This window comes from Kordiimonas aquimaris (genome assembly GCF_025574485.1).
GTDB lineage: Bacteria > Pseudomonadota > Alphaproteobacteria > Sphingomonadales > Kordiimonadaceae > Kordiimonas > Kordiimonas aquimaris.
Genome location: NZ_JAOBPO010000003.1, coordinates 457,348 through 472,385, shown reverse-complemented (window position 1 = coordinate 472,385; position 15,038 = coordinate 457,348). Strand labels below are relative to the sequence as shown.

The window sequence follows — 15,038 nt, the reverse complement described above, 5'->3', positions numbered from 1 at the left end:
AATAAAAAAGGCCCTACAGCGTCTTACTGTAAGGCCCTTTTAAGAATATGATGGCGCTACGCAGCTGATGTCAGCTTTTTCTCAGCAGCAGTGCGGATAATTTCTTCCGCCATTTCATTGGCAATTACGCCGGTTGGTCGTTCTTGGTTTGCGCTTGCTTCAAACACAGTTTTCAGTGTTTCGCCAATGCGTAATACTTTTGCTTCACGCGCCGCATCAGAAACTTTTTCTTTGTGTACTTCTGATTCAACAGAAATAATACCGCCAGCATTAATGACATAATCGGGGGCGTAAAGAATACCACGCATGCGGAGGTCTTCATCGTCTATGCCTTCACGTTCCAGCTGGTTGTTGGCAGCACCTGCCACAATAGAGGCGCGAATATCTTTGATTGTTTTCGGGTTTAACCCGCCACCAAGCGCACAAGGAGCGAATACATCACAATCAACAGCATGAACGCCGTCTGGGCTGACAACCGTAACGTTGCCTTTGGATTGTGCCGCTTCAATGTTTGAAGCAACAACATCCGTTACAATGACTTCTGCACCTGCGCCGAGAAGGTGTTCCACAAGGTAAAGGCCAACATGCCCAACACCTTGAACCGCAACCTTTATGCCTTGCAGATTATCTTTACCAAGGCGGTGTGAAACGGCAGCTTTAATACCTATAAATACACCAAGCGCTGTGTGAGGCGATGGGTCGCCAGTACCAAATTCGCCGTCATCAAGGCCAGAGACATACGACGTTGTTTGTGCGGCAGCAGCAAGCATCTCAGGCGTAGTTCCCACATCTTCAGCTGCGTAATATGAACCACCAAGGCGCTGAACATAACGCCCAAACGCTTTCATTAATTCAGGTGTGCCAAGTTCCTTGGGGTTGCCGATAATGACCGATTTGCCACCGCCAAGGCGCAAGCCAGCCATTGCATTTTTATAGGACATACCGCGCGACAGTCTTAGAACATCATAAATCGCGTCTTGCTCACCGCGTGTTTCAGCAATTTGTGTAGGTGCTGTTTTGAGGTGCGATGCTGTATAATCCCAAAACCGCAGACCACCAGCAGCGGGGCCGAGAGCGGTAGAATGCACAGCAATAATGGCTTTCAAGCCTGTCTCGTTGTCTGCGCAAAATGCTATTTGTTCATGATCTTTAAAGCTGTTTGAATCAAACACGGGCATCGGCAATTCCTTTTTTCACATCCCGTTTCTAAAACAGCGTCCAGCGGTGACCGCATTGGCCAAACGTTATAAAACACTACCTGGATACGCCTTACGTGCCGCGTGATTAAAAACAAAATGCTACGCCGTCAATAGTGACTGTACATCATGCTGCTTATTACCACCCAACGATCAAGAGTATGTCACCAAATATCAGAAATGAACTTACGTTCTTTTGATTATTCGGTAATCTTCGGCATGAAGTAGCATACCGTTTTGAAACATGCTTTCAAAAATGAAGAAAATAGAAAAAACGGTATAAATAAATAACAGCGACAAATTATTGAAAATGCCGCTGTTATTTGAATTTAGCTAATTGCTACTTTTACGTGTTTTATTGAATAGCTCATGTACGGGTTAACATGCGCAAGATTCTAAGATTTAAAGCAGAAAAATATGAGGTGTCATTGTGTGACGCGTATAGTTTTCATGGCAGGGCTTTATTAAATTCTTTTACTTTTGAGATGATAGAATTAATGATTTCCTCATGCAAAAATATGTCATGCTCGCCTTTCAGGACATGGAGGTCTGCTTTTTTACCGAGTGTTGAAAGGTGGTTATAATATTGCAGGCTTAAATACTCTTGTGTGACGTTGTCATTATCTCCGACATAGATAGAAATTGAAGTATCAGCAGAAACGGAGTCTACAACATCAATCGGCGACACGACGTTCAATTGCCCGTTAAATCCTTCATATTTTGATGTTTTATACATGTCTGCCCGCCATGCATTGATATTGCATGGGCACGATACGATTACGGCATGATCAATGAGGGTGGGGTAGGCAGCAATCAGTTTTGCTGTGATGGCTGAACCACCTGAGTGACCTGCTACAATAACCTTACCAGCATTATAATAGATATTCAGTTGCTCAATTGCTGTCGCGATTTGATCGATTCTGGGTTTGTCATAACTATCACCAATAGCTTCCCCTCTAACACCGTCAGACGTCCTTCCCAAGCTATCCGTATATCCTGGGCGCAACATGCCAATACTTATGGTATTTTTCGCTTGAGCCACTATCTGTCTGGCAAATGCATATTGATATGACGGGTTATTGAAGGGCGCATCCCCGTGAAGAGCTACAACAAGAACGGGTCTTTCAGTAAGCTGGTCGCTTTTGTATGTCTTTATTTTGGTGGTTTTGTTTTGAATGTTGATTTCATCAGGTGAAATATGGTTTTGCGCCTCAACGGGGCTCGCCAACGCCATCACAAACCATGCTGTGACATATAGAAAGAATTTCATATCAGCCTCATGGGTGATTGGGTTTAGCGTGTTTCGTTGAATAGCTCGCGCCCTATCAACATGCGGCGAATTTCAGAGGTGCCAGCGCCAATTTCATAGAGCTTCGCATCGCGCCACAGGCGCCCTGCTGCATACTCGTTGATGTAACCATTTCCACCAAGGGCTTGAATAGTTTCGCCTGCCATCCATGTTGCTTTTTCTGCGGCGTATAGAATGCATGCAGCAGCATCCTTGCGTGTTGTTTCGCCGCGATCGCAGGCCTGTGCAACAGCATAGACATATGCGCGTGCAGAGCCCCATGTTGTATACATATCTGCAATTTTACCTTGCATAAGCTGGAATGTGCCAATGGGTTGGCCAAACTGTTGCCTGTCATGAACATAGGGAATCACCAGATCAAGGCAAGCACGCATGATACCGAGTGAACCACCAGATAGCACCACACGTTCATAATCAAGGCCAGACATAAGAACGCGCACGCCGCTGCCTTCCTCGCCAACACGATTTTCAAAGGGTACCAGACAATCTTCAAATACAAGTTCACAGGTGTTGGAACCGCGCATGCCAAGTTTATCAAGCTTTTGTGCTGTAGAAAAACCTTTCATTCCTTTTTCGATCAGGAAGGCCGTTATACCGCGCGGACCGGCATCCATGTCAGTTTTGGCATACACCAGCAAAACATCGGCATCTGGTCCATTAGTGATCCACATTTTGTTGCCGTTCAAGACGTATCCGTGGTTGGTTTTCTCGGCCTTTAAGCGCATTGAAACGACGTCTGAACCAGCGCTGGGCTCCGACATTGCCAGCGCCCCTACATATTCGCCTGAAATCAATTTAGGCAGGTATTTTTCGCGTTGCTCGGCGTTGGCGTTTTTAACAATCTGATTAATACAAAGATTAGAATGCGCGCCGTAGCTAAGCCCAACCGATGCCGACGCACGGCTGATTTCTTCCATCGCAATCACATGCGCCAAATAACCCATGTCCGACCCACCCAGTTCTTCTGGTGCGGTCATGCCAAGAAGGCCAAGTTCACCCATTTTTTGCCACATATCGCTTGGGAATGTGTTGGTTTCATCAACCTCAGCAGCACGCGGTGCAAGTTCGCTTTCTGCAAAACGAGCAACAGTTTCGCGCAGCATATCAATATCTTCACCGTGATTGAATTGTAAGTGAGGAAACTCAAACATGTTTTTTCCTAATTTCGATTAGTTTCTAATTAAATGTTGTTTTATTCATCGCCGATAACAATAAGAACTGTACCGTCTGCAACTTGGTCGCCAGCGCTTGGTGTTAGTTCTGTAACAATGCCATCACGAGGTGCTGTAATGGTTTGTTCCATTTTCATGGCTTCCATAACAAGCAAAGGGTCACCGCGTTTGACCACAGCACCAATACTTGTTTTTAGCTCAAGTATTTTGCCTGGCATTGGCGCCACAATTGTACCTGGTCCATCGGCATCATCACTGCTTGTGCTGTCCAAAGTCACGCGTGTCAGCGAAAGTGTGGTGTCCTTGTTAACAAGTGTAACGGTATGTTCGCTGACCTCTGCAAAACATTGGTGGCGCAAACCGTCCCGGACATAGCTTAATTGACCCTCGCGCAGGACAATGTCGCTTAACTCCCAAACATGCTCGTTAATAGCGGCGCGTATTAAACTGTCCTGATTTTCCAGATTTACAGCAATCTGTTCGCCTTCTGCACTGACGAAATTAATTTGCTCGCCGTTCGGCAGATTTAACCTGAAACCATCGTTAATTGCCCATGGATCAGCAATACCGGCTTGTGGTTCAACTTGTCTGCTTGCCCATACGGCAATTGCAGCTAATGCGTAATCATTACGGCCGGCTTCAGGTCGTTTAAGCAAACTGTCTGCAAAAGCAGGAATGAAACCAGTATGTACATCTCCAGCCTGAAACTCAGGGTGCCGGAGAGCACGCAAAAGGAAATCACGATTAGTGGTTACACCAGATATGGGTGTTGCTTCCATCAGGCCAATCAATGCGTTGATTGCATCGTCGCGCGTATCGCCCCAAGCAATCAACTTTCCGATCATCGGGTCATAATGAATAGAAACCTCATCTCCCGCAGATACACCTGTATCAATACGTGTGTTGGCTGGCAGATCAGCAAAAGGGTTAAACAAGCCTATGGTGCCAATAGAAGGCATAAAGTCGTTAAATGGGTCTTCTGCATACAGGCGTACTTCAACTGCATGACCGTGTGTCAGAACATCAATCTCGTCTTGCGAAAGTGGCAGCGCATGACCTTCAGCAACAGAAAGCTGCCACTCAACTAAGTCCTGTCCTGTGATCATCTCTGTTACAGGGTGTTCTACCTGCAAGCGAGTGTTCATTTCCATGAAGTAAAACGGTGCATTATCAAGCCCGTTTGTAACATCAACAATAAACTCAACTGTGCCTGCACCACTGTAATTGATAGCTTCGGCTGCGCGCACAGCAGCTTCGCCCATGGCGCGGCGCATTTCTGTGCCCATGCCAGGGGCAGGGGCTTCTTCAACTACTTTTTGGTGCCGTCGCTGCAGTGAACAATCCCGTTCAAACAAATGAACCGCATTGCCGTCTTTGTCGCCGAAAACTTGCAGTTCAATATGACGGGGCTTTGTAATCAGTTTTTCAATCAGCAGCTTATCGTTTGCGAACGAGTTTTTCCCTTCGCGTTTTGCGGCTTCAATCGCAGCTGCAATTTCACTTGAATTGTTTGCCGCGCGCATGCCTTTACCACCGCCACCGGCTACAGCTTTAATTAAAACCGGGTAGCCGATTTTTTCAGCCTCTGCAGTTAATGTTTCAAGCGATTGATCATCGCCGTGATAACCTGGCACCACCGGTACACCTGCGTCAGTCATCAGTTTTTTAGCCGCACCTTTAAGTGCCATTGCATTCATTGATGCAGCACTGGGCCCAACAAAAATGATACCTTCATCGGCACACGCGTTTGCGAAGGTTGGATTTTCAGACAAGAAGCCGTATCCGGGATGAATTGCATCTGCTCCTGTTGCTTTGGCGGCTCCAATAATTTTGTCAATTACCAGATAGCTTTCTGAGGCAGCAGCAGGGCCAAGGTTAACCGCTTCATCTGCCATAGCGACGTGCATCGCTTTTTTGTCTACGTCCGAGTGCACAGCAACGGTTTTAATGCCTAGGTTTTGACATGTTGCAATGACACGACATGCAATCTCACCGCGGTTTGCGATCAGCAGCTTCCGGATTTTTTTGATAGTGTCCGTCATTGCTCGCTACTCCAACTTGGTTTGCGTTTCTCAAAAAATGCGCTCAGGCCTTCTTGCCCTTCAGCACTTGTACGTCTGGCAGCTATACGTTCTGCTGTTTCTGCTCGTAGCTCATCTGTTATCTCAGCACCTGCAACAAATTGTATCAATGATTTGCACTCGGCTTGTGCGACAGGGCCGCTTGATAAAAGCTGATCAATAATGCCTTCAATGATCATTTCAGCTTCATCGCGGGTTTGGGCAATTTCATGCACGAGGCCAATACGGCGTGCTTCAATGCCATCAAATCGCTCACCGGTTAGAAAATACCGTTGTGCAGCACGCTCACCAATAGCAGCAATTACATACGGTGATATGGTTGCTGGTGTTAGGCCAAGCTTCACTTCCGATAGTGAAAACACGCCAGTGGCCATTGCAACAGCAATATCGCAGCAAGCCGTTAAACCAACGCCGCCGCCAAAAGCTGCACCGTTAACGAATGCAAGTGTCGGTTTAGGGCAATTACGGATTGCAGCCAGCATGCCGGACAACCGCATTGCATCTTCTTTGTTTTCTGCTGCAGTGAAGGTCGCTGAGCGTTTCATCCAGTTCAGGTCTGCGCCCGCCGAAAAGCTTTTGCCTGCACCTGTCAGAACAATTACTCGTACGCTTTCATCCATACCAAGCGTATTATATGCGGTATGTAAATCTGCAATAACGCTATCGTTAAATGCATTATGTACGTCTGGCCGGTTCAGCGTAACAGTTGCCACGCCGCGCGTATCTGTTTCTATCAGCAAGTTGTTGTCCATTGTCACACTCCCTGGTGAGTAAATTACATTCGGAATATGCCAAATTTTGTTGATTGAACGGGGGCGTTCATTGTTGCCGAAAGGCCAAGGCCGAGTACGCGGCGTGTATCTGCTGGGTCGATTACACCGTCGTCCCAAAGCCTTGCGCTTGCATAATATGGATGGCCTTGTTCTTCGTACATGTCGCGAATGGGTGCTTTGAAAGCTTCTTCTTCTTCGACGGACCAGCTTTCGCCGCGTGCTTCCATACCGTCACGCTTAACAGTTGAAAGTACCCCTGCAGCTTGTTCGCCGCCCATTACAGATATGCGAGCATTAGGCCACATCCACATGAAACGTGGTTGATAAGCGCGCCCGCACATCCCGTAGTTGCCGGCACCGAAGCTGCCGCCAATAATGATCGTAAATTTAGGCACATTGGCACATGCAACAGCCGTTACCAATTTTGCGCCGTCGCGGGCAATGCCGCCGTTTTCGTATTTTTGCCCTACCATGAAGCCAGTGATGTTTTGTAAGAACACCAGCGGAATACCGCGCTGCGCGCACAGCTCAACAAAATGAGCACCCTTGAGCGCACTTTCCGAGAAAAGAACGCCGTTATTGGCAATAATACCAACAGGAAAGCCGTGTATGTGGGCAAAGCCACAAACTAATGTTTCGCCGTAAAGCTTTTTAAATTCATCAAAAACACTGCCATCAACGATGCGGGCAATCACTTCACGAATGTCAAAAGGTTGGCGGGTATCTTTTGGTATTAAGCCATAAATTTCGCGGGCATCATAAAGTGGTGCTTGTGGCTCTTGAACAGCAACAGAACAGGTTTTCTGATGATTAAGGTTGCTTACAATGTTGCGCGCAATTCCAAGTGCATGATTATCGTCTTTTGCAAGATGATCTACAACACCGGATGTGCGGGCATGTACATCGCCGCCGCCCAAGTCTTCGGCAGAGACGACCTCACCTGTAGCCGCTTTAACGAGAGGTGGGCCACCAAGAAAGATGGTTCCCTGATTTTGTACTATGATGCTTTCGTCTGACATGGCAGGGACATAAGCACCGCCAGCGGTGCAGCTACCCATTACGACCGCGATTTGTGGAATACCTTCTGATGACATTTGTGCCTGATTATAAAAAATACGGCCAAAATGATCTCGGTCTGGAAAAACATCGTCCTGATTGGGCAGGTTCGCACCGCCGCTGTCGACCAAATAAATACAGGGCAAACGGTTTTCACGTGCAATTTCCTGTGCGCGAAGGTGTTTTTTGACTGTTATCGGATAATATGTGCCGCCTTTTACTGTCGCATCATTGCAAACAATCACACATTCAATACCTGCAACACGGCCAATGCCTGTAATCACGCCACCAGCAGCAATGTCAGCATCATACATATTATATGCAGCCAACTGCGAAAATTCGAGAAACGGCGTTCCGGGGTCAAGTAGCGCATTCACTCGATCGCGTGGTAGAAGCTTGCCGCGGCCAGTATGTTTATCACGCGCGCGCTCGGATCCACCCAGGGAAATTTGCTGGATCTTATCCTTAAGATCGTCAACCAATGCCTGCATGTGGTCGGCGTTTTCGCGCACACTCGCCGATGACATATTCACTGCTGATTGCAGAATTGTCATTCTCGTTTCTCCCGAATATGTATGAATTTTACAGATAGCGCATGACGTTTTAATCGTGCATCACCTATAATCCACTGGCATCATATGTGGTATATTGCTATTGGTACAATCGAATAATAAAATGAAAACCATAGATGGTGTCTATGATGGATATTTACCTTTTACGATACTTTCTCGCAGTTGTGGAAACGGGTAATTTTACACGTGCTGCCGAACGCGCTTTTGTAACACAACCAACCCTGTCTGCGGGCATAAAAAAACTTGAACAACAAGTCGGACATGTTTTGTTTGAGCGGTCAAACCGGCGTGTGTTTTTAACCGATGCAGGAACGCGTTTTTTGCCGCGCGCCAGAGCTATTATCCATGAATGTAATGTTGCCCAACAGGTACTTGATGAAGCAACGCAAACACCGGTTATTCGCCTTGGTATCTTGCACACGCTGTCTAATCGTACAGTCGGTATGTTGTTGGAACAGTTCAGGCAATTGCGCCCGACTGTCGCATTTGAAATTGTTGACGGTACCGAGCAGGAGCTGGAAAACCGCCTTGAAGATCGCAGCCTTGATTTTGCCTTGTCTATCAATAGAAGCGGCGCGATGGATACGGTTGTGAATCTACGGTCCGAGCCATATGTGTTTATTGTGCCAAAACATCACCGATACGCTGAACGAACACGCGTTTCGGCTGTTGATCTCGCTGAAGATTACATGATTGTTCGCACTCGATGTGAGGTACTTAGTGAGACTAGCCGCTATTTTACTGATCGTAATGTGCGTCCGCGGCTGGTGTATCGTACACCAAATGACAGCCGCGCTATTGCGATGGTAGCTGCGGGGTTAGGTGGTACTGTTGTGCCGCAAAGTTTAGTTGATGATCGTGTTCATGTTGTGCGTCTTAATGGTTTCGATCTTGAACGGCACTTGGGCTTGTTTTTACCGCGTTATGAATTGCCCCTTGAAACGAAGGATATTGCTCAGGCATTCGTAGAATATGTATCTGAAGCGTGGGCTTAGACCGCTTGTGTTTTAGAACACAAGATTTTGATCATGTATCAGCTGTTTAATATCGCACAACGGGTGTTTAATTATGATAGTTGCTCTTCAATAATGATCTGCGGTACGTACTATACGTAAAGTTTATAGTTTTTGTAATCCAATTGGGGGAATGCGCCGTGAACCTTGGACGCGTTGTTTTATCTGTTGTTTTCATAGCACTGGCAGGTGCTGCAGCATGGCTTTTGCTGACAGATCCAAATGCTGGCAAGCGTGGTGGCCGCGGAAACCGAAGTGTTTCAGTTGTCACAAAGCCTGTTGTTGAGCGTGAGTTTGTCGATATTGTTGAAGCCCTTGGTACCGCAAGCGCCAGAGAGTCTGTTGTTTTGACAGCGCGTGTTTCTGATACTGTTAGCAAGGTAGCGTTTGAAGGCGGTCAGATCGTTAAAAAGGGTGATTTGCTGGTAGCTCTTGAAGACGCTGAAGAACAAGCGCAGCTAAGTGAAGCCAAGGCAAACTTGCAAGAAGCAGAAAGTCAGTTCTCTCGTACGGAAGACCTTGTGACACGAGGCAATGCATCTACCTCTACACTTGATGCACAGCGCCGCCGTGTAGATGAAGCGCGTTTCCGTTTGATCGCAGCGCAAGCGCGTATCAATGATTTACGTGTTGTTGCACCTTTTGACGGTGTTTTAGGCCTGAGACAAATCAGTGAAGGTTCATTGATTAACCAGAACAACCCGATCACAACGATTGATGCAATTGATATTATCAACCTCGATTTCTCGGTGCCGGAACGCTTTATTGCAACACTGGCACCTGGTCAAAGCGTTAACGCCCGCGTAGAGGCATTTCCAGGCCGCGTTTTCAAAGGCATCGTTAAAACAGTGGATAGCCGCGTAAACCCTGTAACACGCTCAGTTATTGTGCGTGCAGAAGTTGTGAACAGTGACCGTGCGCTCAAGCCTGGGCTACTAATGACAGTAGAAGTAATTAGCCGCAGATGGGACGGTCTTGCTATACCGGAAGAGGCTGTCGTGCCCACGGGTGGTAATGATTATGTTTTCGTCAAAAACAATGATGTAGCGGAGCGCAAGCGCGTCACACTTGGTATTCGCCGACCTGGTTATGTTGAGGTAACGGAAGGCGTTTCTGCTGGTGAACGTGTCGTTGTTGAAGGCACACTGCGTTTGGGGCGCAGTGGTATTAAAATTACCGAAGCAATGAGTAGCAACGAACGTGATGGAGGCAATCAATGATCCTCTCTGATATTTCAGTAAAACGTCCGGTTTTTGCAACCGTTATAAGCTTGATGCTTGTCGCATTTGGTGTGATTTCTTTTGGTGATATTCCAGTTCGTGAGTTGCCTGATGTTGATCCACCGATTGTTGGTGTGCGGACCAATTATCCGGGTGCTAATGCGGCTGTTGTTGAGACGCGTGTAACCCAGATTGTTGAAAGTGCTATCGCTGGTGTGCCGGGAATTAAAACCATTGAGTCGACAAGCCGTGACGGTAGTTCGAATATTACGATCGAGTTTGACTTGGATCGTGATATCGACTCTGGCGCCAACGATGTACGCGACCGTGTTAGCCGTGTTTTAAACAATTTACCGGAAGAGGTGGACCCACCCGAGATTGCGAAGGCTGACAGTGACACACGCCCCATTCTTTGGTTCAATCTTGCTAGCCCGGTTATGGATGTTTTACAGCTGACTGATTATGCGGAGCGTAATATCGTTGACCGCCTTTCTGTGGTGGACGGTGTTTCAGGCGTTCGTATTGGTGGCCAAAAACGTTATGCAGTGCGGATTGACCTGGACCGTCAGGCCATGGCTGCGCGCGGTATAACCGTGACTGAAATTGAAGCTGTTTTACGTGCTGAGAATGTTGAGTTGCCAGCAGGCCGTGTCGAGTCAGTTAACCGTGATACGATTGTACGCCTGAACCGTGAATATGCGCGTGCAGAAGATTTTGAGACCATGGTTATCCGTGAAGGTGGTGATGGTGGTTTTGTGCGGTTGGGTGATATTGCGTCCGTTGAACTGGGTGCGGAGCGCGACGAGCGTACATTCCGTGGTAACGGCATTTCGGTAATTGGCCTTGGTGTTGTTAAACAGTCTAAGGGAAACACCCTTGCGGTGGCACAAGCTGCCAAGCGAGAAGTGGAGCGCCTGCAGGAAACATTGCCGGAGAGCATGGAGCTTATCGTTGCGTTTGACACTTCCATCTTTATCGAGAAGGCAATTTCAGAAGTATATTCAACCTTAGCAATCTCGATGGCACTGGTTGTGTTGGTGCTATATCTATTCCTCGGCAATATCAAAACAGTTATTGTGCCTGCAGTGACTGTGCCTGTCTGTATTGTTGCCAGTTTCTGGGTACTGTCTCTTACAGGCGTGAGTATCAACCTGATTACATTGCTGGGTCTTGTGCTTGCAATTGGCTTGGTGGTAGATGACGCCATTGTTGTCCTTGAAAATATATATCGCCGCGTTGAAGAAGGTGAACCTGGGCTCGTTGCTGCTTATCGTGGTGCACGCCAGGTTGGATTTGCCGTTATCGCAACCACACTTGTGTTGATCGGTGTGTTTGTGCCGATTTTCTTCCTGTCTGGTAATGTTGGTCGTTTGTTTGGTGAACTTGCAATCACCATGACGGCTGCGGTTGTGTTCTCAAGCCTTGTCGCATTAACGTTAACCCCGATGATGTGTTCTAAACTTGTGCGCCGCCGTAACAAGAAGCCTGCGTTTGCCAAGTTTCTGGATCGTACGTTTACTAAAATTCAAGATGGTTATGGCCGTTTTCTTCAAACATGCCTTGATAGCAAGCTGCTTGTCGTTGCAACTTTTTTGACGTGCTTCATCATTATATTTGGTTTGTTCCAGCAAGTGCCTTCAGAGCTTGCACCGATCGAAGATCGTGGTGCTTTGTTCATGCGTATTCGCGGCCCTGAAGGTGCCAGCCATGAATTCATGAAAAATCAGATGGTGAAAATCGAAGAACAGGTTTTGCCATATGTTGAGAAAGGCGAAATGGAGCGCCTCCTTGTGCGTGTCGACGGCAACGGCGGGTTTGGCTTTATCATCCTGAAACCTTGGGATGAGCGCGATCGAAGTTCAACTGAAATCCTGAATGAATTAAGGCCGAAACTGCTGACAAACGTGCAAGGCGCGCTTGCGATACCGATCGAGTCCTCGGGGCTTGGCCGCGGTGCCAATAATGAAGCGTTCCAGTTTGTTATCGGTGGTTCAACATACGAAGATATTGGTCGTTTCAAAGACATTATGCTCGAGGAACTGCGTGACTATGAAGGTCTCGTGAATGTGGATGCTGATTTCCGTGAAACACAACCACAATTCCGTGTACAGATTGATCGCAACCGTGCGGCTGATATCGGTGTGTCTATCCAAAGTATTGGGCGCACACTCGAGACCATGATGGGGGGCCGCCGCGTCACCACATTCGTGCAGGACGGCGAAGAGTATGATGTAATCTTACAGGCGCAAAAATCAGATCGCCGCGAGCCGCTTGATATGGAAAACATCCATGTGGCATCAAGCAGAACGGGTGATCTGATACCACTTTCCAATTTGGTCTCTGTTACGGAATCGTCCGGAGCAGGAGACCTGCGGCGATTTAACCGCGTTCGTGCACTTACCATTTCGGGCAACCTTGCACCGGGGTACACAATTGGTGATGTAACAACATGGATGGAAGACCGTGTGCGTGAAGTACTGCCTGATGTAACATCGATTGATTACAAGGGTGCAACGCGTGAGTTTAAAGAGGCAGGCGATGATATCATCTTCATCTTCATTCTTGCACTTGTTGTTGTGTTCCTGATTTTGGCGGCACAGTTTGAAAGCTTTATTCACCCATTCATCATAATGCTTACTGTACCACTTGCCGTGCTTGGTGGTTTGTTTGGGCTCTATATGGCTGGATCGACGTTGAACATATACAGTCAGCTTGGCCTTATCATGCTGATCGGGTTGGCGGCGAAAAACGGTATTTTGATAGTTGAATTTGCCAACCAACTGCGGGACGAGGGGCAAGGTGTGAGGGAGGCATTAATGAATGCATCCAAAACACGCCTTCGTCCGATCATGATGACAGGTCTTTCTACAGCGATGGGTGCAGTGCCTCTCATGATGGCATCCGGAGCAGGGGCGGCTAGCCGTCAAACTATTGGTGTGACGGTGTTCAGCGGTGTGCTTATCGCCACGTTCTTTACATTGTTTATCGTACCGGTGTTTTATGATGCTCTTGCCAAATTTACGCGGTCACCAAATTACCTCGCGACCGAGTTGGATAAATACGATGAAAAAGAAGCAAAGGGTATTCCGGCAGAATAGAGGGTTGGAATGCGGATTAAATTCCTGAAAATTATAAAATGGGCGACTGGCGTAATGCTGGTCGCCTTTTTTGTTTATTGCGCCGCCTTTTTGCGCGCAGGTGAAACACATATTATCCAGTCCAGTGTTCTTGGTGAAAACCGTTCTATCTCGGTTTATTTGCCGTATGGCTATGAGACTGACGGAAAGCAAACCTACCCTGTAGTATACTCGCTTGACGGTGAAAAATGGCGCCACGGTGCCATCATTGCCGCCAATGCACGTTTCTTATCTACCATGGGTTTTGCAGATGCTGCGATCGTCATTGCAGTACACACAGAAGGGCACCGGGTGCGCGATTATGTGCCGTCAAATAATGCCACATCCTTTTTGCAGTTCCTGAAAGTAGAAATTATACCGTGGGTCGAAAGCCGGTACCGGGTAAATACACACAGGGCTTTGTCTGGTCATTCGCTTGGCGGCCTGTTTACCTTATATGCATTGGCGCAAGAGCCAGCCTTATTCCAAGCTTACTTTGCTTATGATCCAAGTATTTTGCGCGATGATAATCTATTGTCAAAGGTCGCCCAAGTGATTGAAAATGGTGGTGCTGATGGCACATATCTATATGTGAATTTCGGGTTTCATACAGAACGTTACCGTCAACGCATGAATGACCTGTGGTTGATCATGCAGCAAAACCAAACGCGATTAACGCATACAAGAAAGACGTATTATCCTTTGCCGCATTCACTTATCATGCTGCCTGGCCAGCTTGAAGCAATGTTGAATGCAAGATGACTATGCCGTCATTTGTTTTTCGCTCCGGTATGCGGTAGTTTAATTAATGTATGCGTGAGGGGGTACAGATGAACAAAATAAACGTATCAAGTTTGATCGCTTTTGCCGGAGTATTGTTATTCCAAAGTCCGGCACACTCATATGGTTTTAACAGTTTGGCGTCGTCATACGGCGTGCACCAGGATACGGCCTCAAAACAAAATGAAGAAGAAATTGAAGTAACAGGCGAAATTTTATCAGATAAGCTTAAGGGGCGCCTTCAGGAAGGTTTTTCAGCCTATATGAAAGGCGATTTTGTCTTAGCTGAATTGGCGTTTTCCAGTGCGTTGAAAGAAGCGAGAAATGATGAGCTTCTTGATACCCAGAATCTGAAAATATTCGGTGATGATTTTTTGTCGAATGCTAGCAGGCCTTTATTTTCATACTTAACCCCTACTGACAGAAAACGTATTTCAGCGGTATATTACATGCGCGGAATATCGCAAGCCCGCCAAGGCAAGACGGATAGCGCTAAAGTATCAATGCGAAAGGCGATCAAAGTTAACGCGAAAAACGTCGATGCACGTGTTGATTATTCACTGCTCGAGTTACAAAGTGGTAATATACGCAAAGCTGAAAAGCAAATAAAACGCATCAAAAAATTGTTGAAAAAATGTAAAGATGAGTCCGCTGGTGATTGCGATAATTTGAATGACCGGTTTGCACAACTGCAAACCGTTTATGCGCAAACATCCGTTAACTAGTGTAATTTGCAGTTCATTTATCATC

Annotated in this window: 11 protein-coding genes; 5 read left to right on the top strand and 6 right to left on the bottom strand. The window is 47.0% G+C overall.

Annotation, left to right across the window (positions count from 1 at the left end; translation table 11 throughout):
* Nucleotides 1–56 precede the first annotated feature (56 nt).
* From OEU88_RS11945 to OEU88_RS11920, 6 genes are all read right to left on the bottom strand, one after another.
* Entirely contained in the window at nucleotides 57–1,178 is a 1,122-nt protein-coding gene (locus OEU88_RS11945; protein WP_262695403.1) for a Glu/Leu/Phe/Val family dehydrogenase, read from the bottom strand.
* A 466-nt stretch (nucleotides 1,179–1,644) separates the two neighbouring features.
* Complete coding sequence (locus OEU88_RS11940; RefSeq protein WP_262695402.1) at nucleotides 1,645–2,466, bottom strand: alpha/beta hydrolase family protein; 822 nt, start codon at nucleotides 2,464–2,466, stop codon at nucleotides 1,645–1,647.
* 23 nt (nucleotides 2,467–2,489) lie between these two features.
* A complete protein-coding gene (locus OEU88_RS11935; RefSeq protein WP_262695401.1) occupies nucleotides 2,490–3,656 on the bottom strand; it encodes an isovaleryl-CoA dehydrogenase in 1,167 nt (388 codons plus the stop codon).
* A 41-nt stretch (nucleotides 3,657–3,697) separates the two neighbouring features.
* Entirely contained in the window at nucleotides 3,698–5,719 is a 2,022-nt protein-coding gene (locus OEU88_RS11930) for an acetyl/propionyl/methylcrotonyl-CoA carboxylase subunit alpha (RefSeq protein ID WP_262695400.1), read from the bottom strand.
* Complete coding sequence (locus OEU88_RS11925; RefSeq protein ID WP_262695399.1) at nucleotides 5,716–6,510, bottom strand: enoyl-CoA hydratase/isomerase family protein; 795 nt, start codon at nucleotides 6,508–6,510, stop codon at nucleotides 5,716–5,718. The genes OEU88_RS11930 and OEU88_RS11925 overlap by 4 nt, the downstream gene beginning before the upstream one ends.
* Nucleotides 6,511–6,533: 23 nt before the next feature.
* Nucleotides 6,534–8,141 carry a carboxyl transferase domain-containing protein gene (locus OEU88_RS11920; RefSeq protein WP_262695398.1) on the bottom strand — a complete coding sequence of 536 codons (1,608 nt, stop codon included), beginning with the start codon at nucleotides 8,139–8,141 and terminating at the stop codon, nucleotides 6,534–6,536.
* Between the two features lie 143 nt (nucleotides 8,142–8,284).
* Here OEU88_RS11920 and OEU88_RS11915 point away from each other — a divergent pair, with 143 nt between their 5' ends.
* The 5 genes from OEU88_RS11915 to OEU88_RS11895 all read left to right on the top strand — a co-directional run bounded on the left by OEU88_RS11915 (nucleotide 8,285) and on the right by OEU88_RS11895 (nucleotide 15,013).
* A complete protein-coding gene (locus OEU88_RS11915; RefSeq protein ID WP_262695397.1) occupies nucleotides 8,285–9,154 on the top strand; it encodes a LysR family transcriptional regulator in 870 nt (289 codons plus the stop codon).
* Nucleotides 9,155–9,312: 158 nt separating this feature from the next.
* Entirely contained in the window at nucleotides 9,313–10,392 is a 1,080-nt protein-coding gene (locus OEU88_RS11910; RefSeq protein WP_262695396.1) for an efflux RND transporter periplasmic adaptor subunit, read from the top strand.
* Nucleotides 10,389–13,490, top strand: a complete 3,102-nt coding sequence (locus OEU88_RS11905) for an efflux RND transporter permease subunit (protein ID WP_262695395.1) — start codon at nucleotides 10,389–10,391, stop codon at nucleotides 13,488–13,490. The genes OEU88_RS11910 and OEU88_RS11905 overlap by 4 nt, the downstream gene beginning before the upstream one ends.
* A gap of 9 nt (nucleotides 13,491–13,499) precedes the next feature.
* Nucleotides 13,500–14,270: an alpha/beta hydrolase gene (locus tag OEU88_RS11900; RefSeq protein WP_262695394.1), complete on the top strand. Its 771-nt coding sequence runs from the start codon at nucleotides 13,500–13,502 to the stop codon at nucleotides 14,268–14,270.
* A gap of 68 nt (nucleotides 14,271–14,338) precedes the next feature.
* Complete coding sequence (locus OEU88_RS11895; RefSeq protein ID WP_262695393.1) at nucleotides 14,339–15,013, top strand: tetratricopeptide repeat protein; 675 nt, start codon at nucleotides 14,339–14,341, stop codon at nucleotides 15,011–15,013.
* Nucleotides 15,014–15,038 lie beyond the last annotated feature (25 nt).